This window comes from Delftia sp. ASV31, from assembly GCF_016428765.1.
In the GTDB taxonomy this organism is placed as follows: Bacteria; Pseudomonadota; Gammaproteobacteria; order Burkholderiales; family Burkholderiaceae_C; genus Comamonas; species Comamonas acidovorans.
Genome location: NZ_JAELTK010000082.1, coordinates 1 through 17,125, shown reverse-complemented (window position 1 = coordinate 17,125; position 17,125 = coordinate 1). Strand labels below are relative to the sequence as shown.

Annotated in this window: 17 protein-coding genes and 1 tRNA gene; all 18 read right to left on the bottom strand. The window is 63.5% G+C overall.

Features of this window, described 5'->3' with window-relative positions; genetic code table 11:
- Positions 1-16: 16 nt before the first annotated feature.
- Positions 17-1,492: an NADH-quinone oxidoreductase subunit M gene (locus tag JHD82_RS23415; protein WP_012206967.1), complete on the bottom strand. Its 1,476-nt coding sequence runs from the start codon at positions 1,490-1,492 to the stop codon at positions 17-19.
- A gap of 16 nt (positions 1,493-1,508) precedes the next feature.
- Positions 1,509-3,524 carry an NADH-quinone oxidoreductase subunit L gene (gene nuoL, locus JHD82_RS23410; protein WP_233174864.1) on the bottom strand — a complete coding sequence of 672 codons (2,016 nt, stop codon included), beginning with the start codon at positions 3,522-3,524 and terminating at the stop codon, positions 1,509-1,511.
- Between the two features lie 53 nt (positions 3,525-3,577).
- Positions 3,578-3,886, bottom strand: a complete 309-nt coding sequence (gene nuoK / locus JHD82_RS23405) for an NADH-quinone oxidoreductase subunit NuoK (protein ID WP_012206969.1) — start codon at positions 3,884-3,886, stop codon at positions 3,578-3,580.
- Positions 3,883-4,551 (bottom strand): NADH-quinone oxidoreductase subunit J, encoded by a 669-nt coding sequence (locus JHD82_RS23400; RefSeq protein ID WP_012206970.1) that lies wholly within the window; start codon positions 4,549-4,551, stop codon positions 3,883-3,885. Before JHD82_RS23400 ends, nuoK begins: the two co-directional genes overlap by 4 nt.
- Before the next feature lie 34 nt (positions 4,552-4,585).
- Complete coding sequence (gene nuoI / locus JHD82_RS23395) at positions 4,586-5,095, bottom strand: NADH-quinone oxidoreductase subunit NuoI (RefSeq protein WP_012206971.1); 510 nt, start codon at positions 5,093-5,095, stop codon at positions 4,586-4,588.
- Positions 5,096-5,106: 11 nt separating this feature from the next.
- Complete coding sequence (gene nuoH / locus JHD82_RS23390) at positions 5,107-6,183, bottom strand: NADH-quinone oxidoreductase subunit NuoH (protein ID WP_013801064.1); 1,077 nt, start codon at positions 6,181-6,183, stop codon at positions 5,107-5,109.
- Positions 6,180-8,303 (bottom strand): NADH-quinone oxidoreductase subunit NuoG, encoded by a 2,124-nt coding sequence (nuoG, locus tag JHD82_RS23385; protein WP_199139049.1) that lies wholly within the window; start codon positions 8,301-8,303, stop codon positions 6,180-6,182. The genes nuoH and nuoG overlap by 4 nt, the downstream gene beginning before the upstream one ends.
- Before the next feature lie 15 nt (positions 8,304-8,318).
- Positions 8,319-9,677 (bottom strand): NADH-quinone oxidoreductase subunit NuoF, encoded by a 1,359-nt coding sequence (nuoF, locus tag JHD82_RS23380; protein WP_034396578.1) that lies wholly within the window; start codon positions 9,675-9,677, stop codon positions 8,319-8,321.
- Positions 9,674-10,165, bottom strand: coding sequence for an NADH-quinone oxidoreductase subunit NuoE (gene nuoE, locus JHD82_RS23375; protein ID WP_012206975.1), 492 nt, complete (start codon positions 10,163-10,165; stop codon positions 9,674-9,676). The genes nuoF and nuoE overlap by 4 nt, the downstream gene beginning before the upstream one ends.
- Positions 10,162-11,415, bottom strand: a complete 1,254-nt coding sequence (locus JHD82_RS23370) for an NADH-quinone oxidoreductase subunit D (RefSeq protein WP_012206976.1) — start codon at positions 11,413-11,415, stop codon at positions 10,162-10,164. Before JHD82_RS23370 ends, nuoE begins: the two co-directional genes overlap by 4 nt.
- 32 nt (positions 11,416-11,447) lie before the next feature.
- Positions 11,448-12,056: an NADH-quinone oxidoreductase subunit C gene (locus tag JHD82_RS23365; protein WP_043783660.1), complete on the bottom strand. Its 609-nt coding sequence runs from the start codon at positions 12,054-12,056 to the stop codon at positions 11,448-11,450.
- 10 nt (positions 12,057-12,066) lie between these two features.
- The gene (locus JHD82_RS23360; RefSeq protein WP_012206978.1) at positions 12,067-12,546 is read right to left on the bottom strand and encodes an NADH-quinone oxidoreductase subunit B family protein; all 480 of its coding nucleotides are present in this window, start codon (positions 12,544-12,546) and stop codon (positions 12,067-12,069) included.
- Positions 12,547-12,569: 23 nt separating this feature from the next.
- A complete protein-coding gene (locus JHD82_RS23355; RefSeq protein WP_012206979.1) occupies positions 12,570-12,929 on the bottom strand; it encodes an NADH-quinone oxidoreductase subunit A in 360 nt (119 codons plus the stop codon).
- 73 nt (positions 12,930-13,002) lie between these two features.
- Positions 13,003-13,087: transfer RNA gene (locus tag JHD82_RS23350), tRNA-Leu, on the bottom strand.
- A gap of 117 nt (positions 13,088-13,204) precedes the next feature.
- Positions 13,205-13,597, bottom strand: coding sequence for a preprotein translocase subunit SecG (gene secG / locus JHD82_RS23345; RefSeq protein WP_199139048.1), 393 nt, complete (start codon positions 13,595-13,597; stop codon positions 13,205-13,207).
- A gap of 58 nt (positions 13,598-13,655) precedes the next feature.
- A complete protein-coding gene (tpiA, locus tag JHD82_RS23340) occupies positions 13,656-14,402 on the bottom strand; it encodes a triose-phosphate isomerase (protein WP_199139047.1) in 747 nt (248 codons plus the stop codon).
- A gap of 2 nt (positions 14,403-14,404) precedes the next feature.
- Positions 14,405-15,406: an NAD(P)H-quinone oxidoreductase gene (locus JHD82_RS23335; RefSeq protein ID WP_012206982.1), complete on the bottom strand. Its 1,002-nt coding sequence runs from the start codon at positions 15,404-15,406 to the stop codon at positions 14,405-14,407.
- Positions 15,407-15,525: 119 nt separating this feature from the next.
- Positions 15,526-17,125, bottom strand: a 1,600-nt coding sequence (gene pnp / locus JHD82_RS23330; protein WP_199139046.1) for a polyribonucleotide nucleotidyltransferase, incomplete at its 5' end; no start/stop codon positions are given.

The following is a 17,125-nucleotide window of genomic DNA, read 5'->3' as shown; positions in this document are numbered from 1 at the left end:
TCTCGTTTCAGTCTGGTCACTGCAGCTTGCTCATGGCCACATGCTTGAGCAGCTCGGCCACGGACACATCCATCACGTCAGTGAAGGGCTTGGGATACAGACCCATGTACAGCACGGCGATGGCCAGCAGACCCAGCACCAGGAACTCGCGGTTGCCGATGTCGGTCAGGCCGCGCACATTGTCGTTGGTGACCGGACCCAGGTAGACGCGCTTGTACATCCACAGGGTGTAGGCGGCGCCGAAGATCAGCGCCGTGGCAGCGCCCAGGCCGATCCAGAAGTTGTACTGGACGGCACCCAGGATCACCATCCACTCGCCCACGAAGCCGGCCGTTGCGGGCAGGCCGCAGTTGGCCATGGCGAACAGCAGTGCGAAGGCCGCGAACTTGGGCATGGTGTTGACCACGCCGCCGTAGGAGGCGATTTCACGCGAGTGCACGCGGTCGTAGAGCACGCCGATGCACAGGAACATGGCGCCCGACACGAAGCCGTGGGCAATCATCTGCACGATGCCGCCGGCAACGCCCAGCGGGTTGAAGATGAAGAAGCCCAGGGTCACGAAGCCCATGTGGGCAACGGACGAGTAGGCCACCAGCTTCTTCATGTCCTTTTGCACCAGGGCGACCACGCCCACGTAGATCACGGCGACCAGCGACAGCGCGATGACCAGCCAGGCCCACTTGTGCGATGCATCAGGGGCGATGGGCATGGAAAAGCGCAGGAAACCGTAGGCACCGAGCTTCAGCATGATGGCGGCCAGCACGGCGGAGCCGCCGGTGGGCGCTTCCACGTGCACGTCGGGCAGCCAGGTGTGCACCGGCCACATCGGCACCTTCACGGCGAAGGCCGCGAAGAAGGCGAAGAAGATCAGCGTCTGTGCCGTCATGGACAGCGGCAGCTTGTGCCAGTCGAGGATCTCGAAGCTGCCACCGGACTGGGTGTACAGATAGATGATCGCGATCAGGGTCAGCAGCGAACCCATCAGCGTGTACAGGAAGAACTTGAAGGCCGCGTAGATGCGGTTGGGGCCGCCCCAGATACCGATGATCAGGTACATCGGGATCAGCGTGGCTTCGAAGAACACGTAGAACAGCAGGCCGTCCAGTGCGCTGAACACGCCGACCATCAGGCCGGACAGGATCAGGAACGCGCCCATGTACTGGTTCACGCGCTCGGTGATGTTTTCCCACGACGCGATCACGACGATCACGGTGATGAAGGCCGTCAGCGGCACGAACCAGAACGAGATGCCATCCACGCCCAGGTGGTAGTAGATGTTGAAGCGCTCGATCCACAGTGCCTTCTCCACGAACTGCATCGCAGCCGTGCTGTTGTCGAACTGCTGGATCAGCGGCAGCGTGACCGCCAGGCCGGCCAGGGCGCCGACCAGGGCCAGCCAGCGCACTGCCTTGACCTGATCCTCGCGGCCCAGGGCCAGCAGGAGGGCGCCGAATGCGATCGGCACCCAGATTGAAAGACTCAACCAATGCATTTTTGTTCTTCCTCTACTACTTGTTGAGCCACACGAAATACGTCATGAGAGCGAACACGCCCAGCAGCATGACCAACGCGTAGTGATAGAGATAGCCCGACTGCAGCTTGCGCACCCACTGGCCGATGCGGCCGATGAGCTTCCACGAACCGTTGACGATGGCGCCATCGATGATGGCCTGGTCGCCGACCTTCCAGAAGAAGCTGCCGAAGGCGCGAGCACCACGGGCGAAGATGTTTTCGTAGACCCAGTCCACGCCGTACTTGCCTTCCAGTGCCTGGTAGACACCGATCTTCTGCATGGCCGACTTGATGGCCGCAGGGACTTCGGGCTTGACCATGTAGAACAGGTAGGAGACGACGACGCCTGCCAGTGCCAGCCAGAACGGCGCGGCCGTGAAGCCGTGCAGTGCCATGGGCAGCCAGCCGTGGATCTTCTCGGCCAGTTCGGCCATGGCGCCGTGCTTTGCACCATCGACGTGGATCACGCCCTTGAAGAAGTCGCCGAACAGCATGGGCATCAGCGCGATGGCACCGATCACCACCGAGGGGATGGCCAGCAGCATCAGCGGGCCGGTCACGACCAGGGGCGACTCGTGCGGCTTGGCATCGTGGCCATGGCCGTGGTGGTCATCGTGACCGTGGTGGTCATCGTGGTGCGCGTCCGGGTTCTGGTCGTAGCGCTCCTTGCCGTGGAAGACGATGAAGTACAGGCGGAAGGAGTAGAAGGCCGTGATGAACACGCCGGCCAGCACCGCGAAGTTCGCGAAGCCTGCGCCCGGCAGGTTCGTGGCGTGCACGGCTTCGATGATGGCGTCCTTCGAGTAGAAGCCCGAGAAGAACGGCGTACCGATCAGAGCCAGGTTGCCCAGCAGGAAGGTGATCCAGGTGATGGGCATGTACTTGCGCACGCCGCCCATCCAGCGGATGTCCTGGTTGTGGTGCATGCCCATGATCACCGAGCCGGCGCCAAGGAACAGCAGGGCCTTGAAGAAGGCGTGGGTCATCAGGTGGAACACGGCCACCGAGTAGGCGGAGGCACCCAGGGCCACGGTCATGTAACCCAGCTGCGACAGCGTGGAGTACGCGATCACGCGCTTGATGTCGTTCTGGATGATGCCCAGCACGCCCATGAACAGCGCCGTGATGGAGCCGATCACCAGGATGAAGCTCAGTGCCGTGTCCGACAGCTCGTACAGCGGCGACATGCGCGAGACCATGAAGATGCCGGCCGTCACCATGGTGGCGGCGTGGATCAGTGCCGAGATGGGGGTCGGGCCTTCCATCGAATCGGGCAGCCAGGCGTGCAGCGGGAACTGTGCCGACTTGCCCATGGCGCCGATGAACAGGCAGATGGCCGTCACCGTCACCAGCAGCCAGCCGGTGCCCGGCAGCAGGGTGTTCTGGATCTCGGGCAGCTTGGCGAAGATTTCGCCGTAGTTCATGGTGCCGGTGTAGGCAGCGATCAGGCCGATGCCCAGGATGAAGCCGAAGTCACCCACACGGTTGACCAGGAAGGCCTTCATGTTGGCGAAGATGGCCGTGGGCTTGTTGTAGTAGAAGCCGATCAGCAGATAGGACACCAGGCCCACGGCTTCCCAGCCGAAGAACAGCTGCAGCAGGTTGTTGCTCATGACGAGCATCAACATGGAGAAGGTGAACAGCGAGATGTAGGAGAAGAAACGGTTGTAGCCGTCATCTTCCTGCATGTAGCCGATGGTGTAGATGTGCACCATCAGCGACACGAAGGTCACCACGCACATCATCATGGCCGTGATGCTGTCGATCAGGAAACCGACCTCCATCTTCAGGCCGCCGATTTCCATCCAGGTATAGATGGACTGGTCGAAGCGCGCGCCGTCGAAGATCACGCTGTTGAACGTGATGGCCGACAGGATGAAGGCGATCAGCACGCCCGCGATGGTGAGGGTATGGCTGCCGCCGCGACCGATCTTGTTGCCGCCGAAGGCCGTGCCCCAGATGCCCGCGAGCACGGAGCCCGCCAGCGGTGCCAGCGGCACCGCCAGGAGCATGGATGCAGAGAGTGTTTGACTCATTCTTAAGAACCTTGCAAGTTACGGCGGACTCAACCCTTGAGGGAGTTGAGATCTTCCGCATTGATGCTGGTCTTGTTGCGGAACAGAAGCACCAGGATCGCCAGACCGATGGCCGACTCGGCGGCTGCCACTGTCAGGATGAAGAACACGAACACCTGGCCGTGCATGTCACCCAGATAGCTGGAGAACGCCACGAAGTTGGTGTTGACGGCCAGGAGCATCAGCTCGATGGCCATCAGCAGCACGATCAGGTTCTTGCGGTTCAGAAAAATGCCAACGACGGAGAGCGCGAACAGCATGGCGCCCAGCGTCAAATAATGGCCCAAAGTCAACGTCATGCTTTTGTCTCCACGGCGGGGGTTGCCTCGGCGGCCGGTGCCTGCGGCGCCTGGGTGACCGGCACCTTGACCAGCTCGAGGCGATCCTTTGCGCGCACGCGGATCTGCTGGGCCGGGTTCACTGCCTTGCTGTCCTTGCGCTTGCGCAGGGTCAGGGCGATGGCGGCAATCATGGCCACCAGCAGGATCACGGCAGCGATCTCGACGGGGTACAGGTATTCGGTGTACAGCAGCTTGCCCAGGGCCTGGGTGTTGGAGTACTGCACGGTCTGGCCGGCAGCGTTGACCGTGGCCGCAATGGCCTTGGGCTCCTCGACGCCGCTGAAGCCGCCCATCAGCACCATGCCCATTTCAAAGGCAATCAGTGCGCCGATCAGGGCAGCGAAGGGGAAATGCTTCCAGAACCCCTGGCGCACGGCGTCGATGCGGATGTCCAGCATCATCACCACGAACAGGAACAGCACCATCACGGCGCCCAGGTAGACCAGCACCAGGGTCACGCCCAGGAACTCGGCCTTGAGCAGAAGCCAGATGCCGGCAGCCTGCGAGAAGGCCAGGATCAGGTTGAGCACGGCATGCACGGGGTTGCGCGCCGTGACGACCCGGAAGGCTGCAAACAGCAGCACGACCGAGAACAGATAGAAGAAACCAGTTTTGGCGTCCATGGATCGAATCTTTTCAAGTGATCAAGGAGCCGCTTCAGCGGTACTTGGCGTCCGCAGCCTTGGCGGCGGCAATCTCGGGTTCGTAGCGATCGCCAACGGCCAGCAGCATGTCCTTGGTGAAGTACAGGTCGCCGCGCTTTTCTCCGTGGTATTCGAAGATATGCGTCTCGACGATCGAGTCCACCGGGCAGCTTTCCTCGCAGAAGCCGCAGAAGATGCACTTGGTCAGGTCGATGTCGTAGCGCGTGGTGCGGCGCGAGCCGTCGTCACGCACATCGGACTCGATGGTGATGGCCATGGCCGGGCACACCGCCTCGCACAGCTTGCAGGCAATGCAGCGCTCTTCGCCGTTGTCATAACGGCGCAGGGCGTGCAGTCCGCGAAAACGCGGCGACAGGGGTGTCTTTTCCTCGGGGAACTGCACCGTGACCTTGCGGCGGAAGGTGTAGCGGCCAGTCAGGGCCATGCCCTTGGCCAGTTCCCAGAGCATGAAGCTCTTGAGGAAATCTTTGATCGAAAATGGGGTAGCAGCAACCGCAGACATTCTTGCTCCGCTCAGTTCCAGATGTTCCAAGGCGAGTGCATCCAGCCACCCACGACGACCAGCCACACCAGGGTGACGGGAATGAAGATCTTCCAGCCCAGACGCATGATCTGGTCATAGCGAAAGCGCGGGAAGGTGGCACGGATCCAGATGAACATGGACACGACCAGGAAAGTCTTCGCCGCCAGCCAGATCCATCCGGGGATGAACGACAGGAAGTCGAACGGAGGCAGCCAGCCGCCCAGGAACATCACCACGGCCAGGATGGACACCAGCCACATGCTGGCGTATTCGGCCAGGAAGAAGATGGCAAAGCCCATGCCCGAGTACTCGACCATGTGGCCAGCCACGATTTCGGCTTCGCCTTCGACCACGTCGAAGGGGTGGCGGTTGGTCTCGGCCACGGCCGAGATCAGGTACACCACGAAGATCGGCAGCAGCGGCAGCCAGTTCCACGACAGGACGCTGACACCCATGCTGGCGAATTGGCCCTGGCCCTGGCTCAGCACGATCTGCGTCAGATTCATGCTGCCCGTGACCATGATCACCACCAGGAAGCAGAAGCCCAGCGCGATTTCATAGCTGACCATCTGTGCCGAGGCGCGCAGCGCGCCCAGGAAGGCGTACTTGGAGTTGGAGGCCCAGCCCGCAATGATCACGCCATAGACTTCGATGGACGTGATGGCCATGATCAGCAGCAGGCCGGCATTGACGTTGGCCAGGGCCACGTCGGGACCGAAGGGGATCGCCACCCATGCCGCCAGGGCGGGCATGATGGCCATCACCGGGCCCACGTAGAACAGGCCCTTGGCAGCAGCCGTGGGCTGGATCAGTTCCTTGGTCAGCAGCTTCAGGCCGTCGGCCAGGGGCTGCAGCAGGCCGAAGGGACCCACGCGGTTGGGACCCATGCGAACCTGCATGAAGCCCAGCAGCTTGCGCTCCCACAGCGTCAGGTAGGCCACGGCGCCCATCAGCGGGGCGACGATGGCAACGATGCCCAGCAGGATCCAGAGCACGGGCCAGGCCACGTCGGTCCACCAGGGTGCGGCGATCAGGCCGGCACCGGCCGTCTTGAGTGCGTCAATCATGCGGCGCCTCCCTCACGAGCCTGACGTGCATCTGCCGTCAGTTGCAGCGATGTCGCGCGGCGCACGATGCTGTCGAGCTGATAAATGCTGGCCACCACGGGCGCGGCATGGCCGGCACCGTTGACGATGGAAGTCACGGCAGGCGCACCGTTGCCCAGCAGGTTGGCCGGCACGCTGGTGGCAGCGGCCGTGGCGGCTGCGAGCACGTCCTGCGACGTCTCGTAGTCCACGCCCTGCACGCCCAGCAGGTTGGCCAGCACGCGCAGCACCTTCCAGCCCGGACGGGCTTCGGCCAGCGGCTTGACCACGGCGTGGAAGCTCTGCAGGCGGCCTTCGGCGTTGACGAAGCTGCCCGAGGTTTCCGTGAACGGGGCGATGGGCAGCAGCACGTCGCTGAACTCCATGTTGGCCTTGAAGGGGCTCAGGGTCACGACCATCTCGGCCTTGCCCAGTGCCTCTGCGGCGCGGGCGCCGGCAGCGGAGTCGAACACGGGTTCGTTGTTCAGCAGCAGCACGGCCTTGAGGCCGCCGGCCAGCATCTGGCCTGCGTTCAGGCCCGAGGCGGCAGGCTGTGCGCCCACCCACTGTGCGCCCACCGTGTTGGCGGCTTCGGTCAGGTAGCCGACCGAGGCGCCGGTCTGCTCGGCAATCCAGTTGGCCAGAGACAGCAGGGTCGATGCCTGTGCGTGGTGCGCAGCGGCATTGCCCAGCAAGATGGCCTTGCGCTCGCCGCGCAGCAGCGCGGCGGCGATGGCCTGGGCCTCGGCATGCACGTCGGCGGCGGCCACGGGAGCGGCAACGCCCTTTTCCTGCGCCACGGCGGCGGCCACATCGGCCAGCGCCTGGGCCCAGTCCGGGGCAGCCACGATGGACGCCGTCACCGGCATGGCCCAGTCGTAGACACGCTCATTGATGGCGAGCACGGCGCAGCCCTGCTTGGCAGCCTGGCGGATGCGCTGCGCGAACAGCGGATGGTCCTTGCGCAGGTTGGAGCCCAGCACCAGGACGCCTTGCAGCTTGGACAGCGACGCGATGGGCGTGCCCAGCCACTGCACGCCCTGGGCGGCGGTGAACTCGGCATTGCGCAGGCGGTAGTCGATGTTCTCGCTGCCCAGGCCGCGCACCAGCTTGCCTGCCAGGTACAGCTCTTCCAGCGTGCTGTGCGGGCTGACCAGCGAACCGATGGCGGAGGCGCCATGGTCGTTCTTGATCTGGCGCAGGCCGTTGGCCACGTATTCGAGGGCGGTCTGCCAATCGACTTCCTTCCACTCGCCGCCTTGCTTGAGCATGGGGCGGGTCAGGCGCTCGTCGCTGTTCAGGGCCTCGTAGGAGAAGCGGTCGCGGTCGGCGATCCAGCACTCGTTGACCTCTTCGTTCTCGAAGGGCACGACGCGCAGAACCTTGTGGTTCTTGACCTGGACGATGAGGTTGGCACCCGTGGAATCATGGGGCGAGACCGACTTGCGGCGCGACAGCTCCCAGGTGCGGGCGCTGTAGCGGAAGGGCTTGCTGGTCAACGCGCCCACGGGGCAGATGTCGATCATGTTGCCCGACAGCTCGGAGTCCACCGTATCGCCCACCACCGTGGTGATCTCGGAGTGCTCGCCGCGGTTGATCATGCCCAGCTCCATCACGCCGGACACTTCCTGTCCGAAGCGCACGCAGCGGGTGCAGTGGATGCAGCGGCTCATCTCCTGCATGGAGATCAGCGGGCCCACGTCCTTGTGGAAGACCACGCGCTTTTCTTCCTCGTAGCGCGAGGCGGAGCTGCCGTAGCCCACGGCCAGATCCTGCAGCTGGCATTCGCCGCCCTGGTCGCAGATCGGGCAGTCCAGCGGGTGATTGATGAGCAGGAACTCCATCACCGATTGCTGTGCCTTGATCGCCTTCTCGCTCTTGGTGCGCACGATCATGCCCTGCGTCACGGGCGTGGCGCAGGCGGGCATGGGCTTGGGGGCTTTTTCCACATCCACCAGGCACATGCGGCAGTTGGCGGCGATGGAAAGTTTCTTGTGATAGCAGAAATGCGGGATGTAGGTGCCTGCCTTCTCGGCTGCATGCATGACCATGCAGCCTTCGGCGACCTCCACCTTTTTTCCGTCCAGTTCAATTTCAACCATATGCTTTTCTCGCGATCAGGCGGCGTGGACCGTCTGCTTGGAAGCGTTCTGGATCTTCGCTTCAAACTCGTGGCGGAAGTGCTTGATCATGGCGCGCACCGGCATCGCTGCCGCATCGCCCAGCGCACAGATCGTGCGCCCCATGATGTTCACGGACACCGAGTCCAACAGCTCGATGTCTTCAGGACGGCCTTCGCCGTGCTCGATTCGGTTGACCACGCGCCACAGCCAGCCCGTGCCTTCGCGGCAAGGGGTGCACTGGCCGCAGGACTCGTGCTGGTAGAAGTAGGACAGGCGCAGCAGGCTCTCGACCATGTCGCGCGAGTCGTCCATCACGATCACGGCGCCCGAGCCCAGCATGGAGCCGGCCTTGGCGATGGAATCGTAGTCCATCGTGCATTCCATGATGATGTCAGCTGGCAGCACGGGCGAGGACGATCCACCGGGGATCACCGCCTTGAGCTTGCGGCCCGTGCGCACGCCGCCCGCCAGCTCCAGCAGCTTGCTGAAGGGCGTGCCCAGCGGCACTTCGTAGTTGCCGGGCAGGTTCACGTCACCGCTGACCGAGAAGATCTTGGTGCCGCCGTTGTTGGGCTTGCCGCACTCCAGGTACGCAGCGCCGCCGTTGCGGATGATCCAGGGAACGGCCGCAAAGGTTTCGGTGTTGTTGATGGTGGTGGGCTTGCCGTACAGGCCGAAGCTGGCCGGGAACGGCGGCTTGAAGCGCGGCTGGCCCTTCTTGCCTTCCAGCGACTCCAGCAGCGCCGTCTCTTCGCCGCAGATGTAGGCGCCGAAGCCATGGTGCGCGTGCAGCTGGAAGCTGAAGCTGCTGCCCATGATGTTGTCACCCAGGTAGCCGGCTGCGCGGGCTTCCTCCAGCGCGGCCTCGAAGCGCTCATAGGCTTCGAAGATTTCGCCGTGGATGTAGTTGTAGCCCAGGGAGATGCCCATCGCGTAGGCCGCGATGATCATGCCCTCGATCACGATGTGCGGGTTGTGCACCAGGATGTCGCGGTCCTTGCAGGTGCCAGGCTCGCCTTCGTCCGAGTTGCAGACCAGGTGCTTCTGGCCCGGGAACTGGCGGGGCATGAAGCTCCACTTCAGGCCCGTGGGGAAACCTGCGCCGCCGCGGCCGCGCAGGCCCGATTCCTTGACGGTGGCGATCACCTGGTCCTGGGTCAGGCCTTCGCTGCCATCCTTGCCCAGGATCTTGCGCAGCGCCTGATAGCCGCCGCGTGCCTCGTAGTCCTTGATGGACCAGTTGGCGCCGGTCAGGTCGGCGTAGATCTGCGGATTGATGTGGCGGTCGTGAAAGCAGGTCTCGCTGCCCGAAGAGGCAAACTTGGCCAGGACCGATTGTGCGGCGGCGTTCATGCCTTGCCCTCCGCGGCACGCAGGCCGTCGATCAATTCGTCGAGCTTTTCGTTGCTCATGAAGCTGCACATGCAGCGGTCGTTCACCAGCATCACCGGCGAATCCGCGCAGGCGCCCAGGCACTCGGACTGCTGCAGCGTGAACATGCCGTCAGGCGTGGTCTCGCCCATCTTGATGCCCAGGCGGGATTCCAGATGGTGCAGCGCCTTGTAGCCGTCGCGCAGCTGGCAAGGCAGGTTGGTGCAGACGTTCAGCTTGTACGTGCCCGTGGGGCGCTGGTTGTACATGTTGTAGAACGTGGTGACTTCATGCACCGCGATCTCGGCCATGCCCAGGAACTCGGCAATCACGGCCTCGCTCTCGGCGCTGACCCAGCCCTGCTCCTGCTGCACGATGGACAGGCAGGCCATGACAGCAGACTGCTTCTGGTCGGCCGGGTACTTGGCCACCTCGCGCGCAAAGCGCTCCTTGGTCGCTTCGGTAATCATCGGTCAACGTCTCCAAACACGATGTCCAGGGTACTCAGCACCATCACGGCGTCGGCCAGCATGTGACCTCGGCACAGTTCGTCCATGGCGGACAGATTGGCGAATCCCGGCGGACGGATCTTCAGGCGGTAGGGCTTGTTGGCCCCATCGCTCACGATGTAGATGCCGAACTCCCCCTTGGGGTGTTCGATGGCCGCGTAAGCCTCGCCTTCGGGCACGCGGAAACCTTCGGTGAAGAGCTTGAAGTGGTGGATCAGCTCTTCCATGTTGGACTTCATGCCTTCGCGCGGCGGCGGGGCAATCTTGTGGTTGTCCACGATCACCGGGCCCGGGTTGGCACGCAGCCAGTCCACGCACTGCTTGATGATGCGGTTGGACTGGCGCATTTCGGCCACGCGCACCAGGTAGCGGTCGTAGCAGTCGCCGGTCTTGCCCACGGGCACGTCGAAGTCCATGCGGTCATAGACCTCATAGGGCTGCGACTTGCGCATGTCCCAGGCCACGCCGGAGGCACGCAGCATCGGGCCGGTCAGGCCCAGGTTCATGGCGCGCTCGGCCGTCACCACGCCGATGTCCACGTTGCGCTGCTTCCAGATGCGGTTGTCGGTCAGCAGGGTCTCGTACTCGTCGGCGCACTTGGGGAAGCGCTGCGTGAAGTCGTCGATGAAGTCCAGCAACGAGCCGTGGCGGTTGCGGTTCATGATCTCGACCGAGCGCGCATTGCGCACCTTGCTGGCCTTGTACTGCGGCATGGTGTCGGGCAGGTCGCGGTAGACGCCGCCCGGACGGAAATAGGCCGCGTGCATGCGCGCGCCCGAAACCGCCTCGTACATGTCCATGAGGTCTTCGCGCTCACGGAAGGTGTAGATCAGCGTCGTGGAGCTGCCCGCATCGTTGCCGCTGGAGCCCAGCCACATCAGGTGATTCATGATGCGGGTGATCTCCGAATACATCACGCGGATGTACTGGGCGCGGATGGGCACCTCGATGCCCAGCAGCTTCTCGATGGCCAGGCAGTAGGCGTGCTCGTTGCACATCATGGACACGTAGTCCAGCCGGTCCATATAGGGCAGCGACTGGATGTAGGTCTTGCTCTCTGCCAGTTTTTCTGTCGCACGGTGCAGCAGACCGATGTGCGGGTCTGCGCGCTGCACCACTTCACCGTCGAGCTCCAGCACCAGGCGCAGCACGCCGTGCGCTGCCGGGTGCTGCGGACCAAAGTTCAGGGAATAGTTCTTGATTTCAGCCATGGTCGTCCATCAAAAAGGCGCCTGGAGCGCCTTCAGTGCAGGCCCCCGTAGTTGTCTTCGCGGATGATCCGCGGCGTGATCTCGCGGGGCTCGATGGTGACCGGCTGGTACACCACGCGCTGTTGCTCGGGGTCATAGCGCATTTCCACATGGCCCGACAGCGGGAAGTCCTTGCGGAAGGGATGGCCGATGAAGCCGTAGTCGGTCAGGATGCGGCGCAGGTCGTCATGGCCGTCGAAGACGATGCCGAACAGGTCGAACGCCTCGCGCTCGAACCAGTTAGCACCCGCCCAGACGGAAGTGACGGAAGCCACCACCGGGAAATCGTCGTCGGTGCAAAAGACACGAACGCGCAGGCGCTGGTTCAGGCTGATCGACAGCAGGTGGGATACCACGGCAAAGCGCGGGCCTTCACGCCCGACTTCTGCATAGGTGGAGTAGTCCACGCCGCACAGGTCCACCAGGACCTCGAACCGGCAATCCGGGGCGGTGTGCAGAACCTGCATGGCCTCCAGATACTGGGCGGCGGACACTTCGACCGTCACCTCGCCCAAGGCCACGGTCACGCTGCGCGCCTTGTCGCCCAAGGCAGCAGCCACCACATCCCGAAGCACTTCGGGGTGAATCGCAATAGCAGTCATCATCTGGCCCTTAGACGCGAGCGATGGTATGGGTGCGGCGGATCTTCTGCTGCAGCTGGATGATGCCGTAGATCAGGGCTTCCGCCGTGGGAGGGCAGCCAGGCACATAGACATCGACCGGCACGATGCGGTCACAGCCGCGCACCACGGAATAGCTGTAGTGGTAGTAGCCGCCGCCGTTGGCGCACGAGCCCATGGAGATGACCCAGCGGGGCTCGGACATCTGGTCATAGACCTTGCGCATGGCGGGCGCCATCTTGTTGCACAGGGTGCCGGCCACAATCATCAGGTCCGACTGCCGCGGGCTGGCACGGAAGACTTCCGAGCCAAAGCGACCGATGTCGTAACGCGCCGCCGCAGCGTGCATCATCTCCACCGCGCAGCAGGCCAGACCAAATGTCATGGGCCACAGCGAGCCCGTCTTGGCCCAATTCACCACAGAGTCGTAACTCGTGGTGATGAAGCCTTCTTTCATCACGCCTTCGATCATCGTGTTTCCTTAGTGAACCCGCTTCAGTCCCAGTCCAACGCACCCTTCTTCCATTCGTAGACAAAGCCCACGACGAGAACGGTCAGGAAAATAAGGACAGCGGCGAAACCAGCCCCACCCACGTCCCGAAGCGCAACGGCCCAGGGCAGCAGAAAGGCGATTTCCAAATCAAACAGGATGAACAGGATGGCGACGAGGTAGTAACGCACATCGAACTTCATGCGCGCGTCTTCGAAGGCCTCGAAGCCACATTCATAGGGGGAGTTCTTGGCGGCATCGGGCCGGTTCGGACCCAGCACATACCCCAGTACCAGAGGGACTACGCCGACACCCATGCCGACGAGAATGAACAAAAGAACGGGAAGATACTGGTCGATGTTCATCGTGTGCGGCTACCTTGAAAGGCATGCCCGCACCGATCAGCCTGATCAGCAGGGCAGGCTCTTAGTTATATCTTGGTGCCGTCGGCGAGACTCGAACTCGCACAGCTTTCGCCACTACCCCCTCAAGATAGCGTGTCTACCAATTTCACCACGACGGCAAGTCTTGATTTCGGCTGGCTCTTTATCTCCGTTGCAAAGATTCCGCCTACCGAACAATCTCTAGATTCTACTCTGAAAAACCCTCGGACCCGGAGGACCGAGGACTTTGTTCGAAATTATTTCGTAGGGATCTGGGCGGCGCCTTCAGCACCGGCAGCAGGCACTTGGCCTGCAGCAGGAGCAGGCACTTCGCCAGCAGCGCCAGAGGCCGCAGGAGCCGGCGCCGTGATGGGTGCGGCACCTTCCAGCACGCTGCCCGAGCTGACGGGACGCGCATTGCTCAGATAGGCCAGCGCCAGCGTGGCCACGAAGAACACCGTGGCCAGGCCTGCCGTGGAGCGCGACAGGAAGTTGGCGCTGCCGGAGGCACCGAACAGGCTGCCGGAGCTGCCGCTGCCGAACGAGGCGCCCATGTCGGCACCCTTGCCGTGTTGAATCAGGATCAGGCCGATCATGCCGAGAGCCGACAGCATCTGAACGGCGAGGATCACGCTTGCGAATGCATTCATTGGTTGTACCTGCTAGTAACGCGAGAGCTAAAAAAGCGAATGGAAAAACCGCCCCGGCTTACTGGGCCGCAGCGATGATGGTCAGGAAATCGGCTGCCTTGAGCGAGGCTCCGCCCACCAAGCCACCGTCAATGTCGGCCTGGGCCAGCAGCTGGGCCGCATTGGAGGCATTCATGCTGCCGCCGTACAGCAAGGCGATGCGATCGGCCTGCTGGCTGGCAGCCGCCAGCTGGGCGCGCAGCACGGCATGCACCTGCTGGGCCTGCTCCGGCGTGGCGGTCCTGCCGGTGCCAATTGCCCAGACGGGCTCATAGGCCACGACCAGCTCATTGATGCACTGGCCCACCTGGTGGATCACGGCCGCCAGTTGGCGCTTGACCACTTCTTCGGTCTGCCCCGCCTCGCGCTCCGCCAGCGTTTCACCCACACAGACGATGGGCGTGACGCCCTTGGCCAGCGCAGCCTGCGCCTTCAGCGCCACCAAGGCATCGGTTTCGCCATGGTATTGGCGACGCTCCGAGTGCCCCACCAGCGCATAGCGCACGCCAAAATCCCGAAGCATTGCTGCAGACAGCTCGCCCGTATAGGCACCCGATTCATGCTGCGACACGTCCTGCGCGGCCACGCCGATGGCCGAGCCTTCAAGCTCGGCCTGGGCCTGGGCCAGATAGACGGCAGGCACGGCCACAGCCACGCCCGCATTGCCCCCTTCAGGCACACCCTCCTTGAGGGCCTTGAGCAAAACGGCATTGGCAGCCAGGCTGCCATTCATCTTCCAGTTGCCGACGATGAGTTTCTTCTTCATGGTTACCACGTCAAAACGATTTTGCCGGTGTGCTGACTCGACTCCATCAGCGCGTGCGCCTTGTCGGCATCAGCGGCAGCAAAGGTGCTATGGATCACAGGACGAATGCCGCCTGCCTCGATGAGCGGCCAGACCTCGCGGCGCAGGGCCTGGGCAATGGCTGCCTTGAAAGCCACAGGCCGCGGACGCAGTGTGGAGCCCGTCACCAGCAGACGGCGACGCAGGACCAGGCCCGCGTCGAACTCTGCCTTGATGCCACCCTGCACCGCAATGATGACCAGGCGGCCATCCTCTGCCAGGCTTTGCACTTCGCGCGCCACATAGCCACCCGCCACCATGTCAAGGATCACGTCCACGCCCCTGCCTTCGGTGATGCGCTGCACCTCCGCGGCAAAGTCCTGGGTACGGTAGTTGATGGCATGGTCGGCACCCAGCTTGAGGCAGTCGGCGCACTTGGCGTCGGAGCCAGCGGTCACGATGACCGTTGCGCCGCGCGCCTTGGCCAACTGGATGGCCGTCACGCCGATGCCGCTGCTGCCGCCCTGCACCAGCAGGGTTTCGCCCGCCTGCAAGGCACCGCGGTCGAAAACATTGCTCCAGACGGTGAAGAAGGTCTCGGGCAATGCCGAAGCCTCCACCTCGCTGAGCCCTGCCGGGATGGGCAGGCACTGGGCCACGGGCGCAACGCAGTACTCCGCATAGCCACCGCCGGCCAGCAGCGCGCACACGCGGTCTCCCACGCGCAGGCCCGCCAGCCGCATGGCCTCGTCGTCGCCCGACACGATCACCCCGGCCACTTCCAGCCCGGGCAGATCGGAGGCGCCAGGCGGCGGAGCATAGTGCCCCTTGCGCTGCAACACATCAGGGCGATTGACACCACTGGCCGACACCTGGATCAGCAACTCCTGCGCACCCGCAACGGGCAGCGGACGCTCGCCCAGGCGCAATACCTCGGGAGCACCAAAGTCCGTGAGCTCCACGGCACGCATGATTTGCTTTTCCATCTTTCGACCTCGCAATCCCTGTCAAAAATGCCACAAGCGCTGAACAGGTCAGCGCTTTTTGCCAGTCACCACATGCACCTGCAAGGCCACCCCCTTTTGGGGAATGGCCTTGCCGGGCATTACTGCTGCTGTTGCTGTTGCTGCTCGCCCTCGGCAGCCGGACGGCCGCCGTCACGGGGCTCGCGGGGTTCACGCGGCTCGCGGAACTCGCGCTGCTGGCGGGGCTCACGCGGCTGGCGGAACTCACGCTCGGCAGGCGCGGGGCGGTCGCTGCGCTCCATGCCGGCAGGACGCTCGGTCAGCGCCTTCAGCGACAGCTTGACACGACCCTTTTCGTCGGTCTCCATGACCTTGACCTTGATGATCTGGCCTTCCTGCAGGTAGTCGGCGACGCGCTCCACGCGCTCGTGGGCGATCTGGCTGATGTGCAGCAGACCGTCCTTGCCGGGCAGCAAGTTCACGAGAGCACCGAAGTCCAGGATCTTGGTGACCGGGCCTTCGTAGATCTTGCCGATTTCGACTTCGGCCGTGATCTCTTCGATGCGGCGCTTGGCTTCGTCGGCCTTGGCGGCATCGCTGGAGGCAATGGTGATGGTGCCGTCTTCGCCGATGTCGATCTGCGTGCCGGTCTCTTCGGTCAGCGCACGGATGGTGGAGCCGCCCTTGCCGATCACGTCACGGATCTTCTCGGGGTTGATCTTCATCGTGTACAGCTTGGGAGCGAAGGACGAGATCTCGGCCTTGGCTTCGCCCATGGCTTCCTGCATCTTGCCCAGGATGTGCATGCGCGCTTCCTTGGCCTGGGCCAGGGCGACCTGCATGATTTCCTTGGTGATGCCCTGGATCTTGATGTCCATCTGCAGTGCGGTGATGCCGCTGGTCGTGCCGGCCACCTTGAAGTCCATGTCGCCCAGGTGATCTTCATCGCCCAGGATGTCGGTCAGCACGGCGAAGCGGTTGTCTTCCTTGATCAGGCCCATGGCGATGCCGGCCACGTGGGCCTTCATCGGAACGCCTGCATCCATCATCGACAGGCAGCCGCCGCAGACCGAAGCCATGGACGAGGAGCCGTTGGACTCGGTGATTTCCGACACCACGCGGATGGTGTAGGGGAATTCTTCCTTGCTGGGCAGGCAGGCCGCCAGGGCGCGCTTGGCCAGACGGCCGTGGCCGATTTCGCGGCGCTTGGTCGAGCCCATGCGGCCCACTTCGCCGGTGGCAAAGGGAGGCATGTTGTAGTGGAACAGGAAGCGGTCCTCGAACTCGCCAGCCAGCGCGTCGATGCGTTGTGCATCGCGCTCGGTGCCCAGCGTGGACACGACCAGGGCCTGCGTCTCGCCGCGCGTGAACAGGGCCGAGCCGTGCGTGCGGGGCAGCACGGAGTTGCGGATTTCGATGGGGCGCACGGTGCGCGTGTCGCGGCCGTCGATGCGCGGCTCGCCGGCCAGGATCTGGCTGCGAACGATGCGTGCCTCGATGTCGAACAGCATGCCTTCGACCTTGACGCCGTCGAACTCCACGCCCTGGGCCGTCAGGCCAGCCTTCACGGCGGCGTAGGCTTCGCGGCAGGCTTGCGTGCGGCTTTGCTTGTTGCGGATCTGGTAGGCCGTGCGCAGGGCTTCGTCGCCCAGTGCCGCCACCTTGGCGATCAGCTCTTCATCCTTGGCTGGAGCGACCCAGTCCCAGACGGGCTTGCCGGCTTCGCGCACCAGCTCGTGG

Excerpts from the sequence above, each read along its gene's own strand:
- JHD82_RS23355 (WP_012206979.1), bottom strand. The coding sequence starts at position 12,929 with ATGAACATCGACCAGTATCTTCCCGTTCTTTTGTTCATTCTCGTCGGC.
- tpiA (WP_199139047.1), bottom strand. The coding sequence starts at position 14,402 with ATGAAGAAGAAACTCATCGTCGGCAACTGGAAGATGAATGGCAGCCTG.
- nuoK (WP_012206969.1), bottom strand. The coding sequence starts at position 3,886 with ATGACGTTGACTTTGGGCCATTATTTGACGCTGGGCGCCATGCTGTTC.
- JHD82_RS23370 (WP_012206976.1), bottom strand. The coding sequence starts at position 11,415 with ATGGCTGAAATCAAGAACTATTCCCTGAACTTTGGTCCGCAGCACCCG.
- nuoI (WP_012206971.1), bottom strand. The coding sequence starts at position 5,095 with ATGTCTGCGGTTGCTGCTACCCCATTTTCGATCAAAGATTTCCTCAAG.
- JHD82_RS23365 (WP_043783660.1), bottom strand. The coding sequence starts at position 12,056 with ATGACTGCTATTGCGATTCACCCCGAAGTGCTTCGGGATGTGGTGGCT.
- secG (WP_199139048.1), bottom strand. The coding sequence starts at position 13,597 with ATGAATGCATTCGCAAGCGTGATCCTCGCCGTTCAGATGCTGTCGGCT.
- JHD82_RS23335 (WP_012206982.1), bottom strand. The coding sequence starts at position 15,406 with ATGGAAAAGCAAATCATGCGTGCCGTGGAGCTCACGGACTTTGGTGCT.
- nuoF (WP_034396578.1), bottom strand. The coding sequence starts at position 9,677 with ATGAACGCCGCCGCACAATCGGTCCTGGCCAAGTTTGCCTCTTCGGGC.
- nuoL (WP_233174864.1), bottom strand. The coding sequence starts at position 3,524 with ATGCTCCTGGCGGTGCCGCTGGCACCGCTGGCGGGCTCCGTGCTCGCG.
- nuoH (WP_013801064.1), bottom strand. The coding sequence starts at position 6,183 with ATGATTGACGCACTCAAGACGGCCGGTGCCGGCCTGATCGCCGCACCC.
- JHD82_RS23400 (WP_012206970.1), bottom strand. The coding sequence starts at position 4,551 with ATGGACGCCAAAACTGGTTTCTTCTATCTGTTCTCGGTCGTGCTGCTG.
- JHD82_RS23415 (WP_012206967.1), bottom strand. The coding sequence starts at position 1,492 with ATGCATTGGTTGAGTCTTTCAATCTGGGTGCCGATCGCATTCGGCGCC.
- nuoE (WP_012206975.1), bottom strand. The coding sequence starts at position 10,165 with ATGATTACCGAAGCGACCAAGGAGCGCTTTGCGCGCGAGGTGGCCAAG.
- nuoG (WP_199139049.1), bottom strand. The coding sequence starts at position 8,303 with ATGGTTGAAATTGAACTGGACGGAAAAAAGGTGGAGGTCGCCGAAGGC.
- JHD82_RS23360 (WP_012206978.1), bottom strand. The coding sequence starts at position 12,546 with ATGATCGAAGGCGTGATGAAAGAAGGCTTCATCACCACGAGTTACGAC.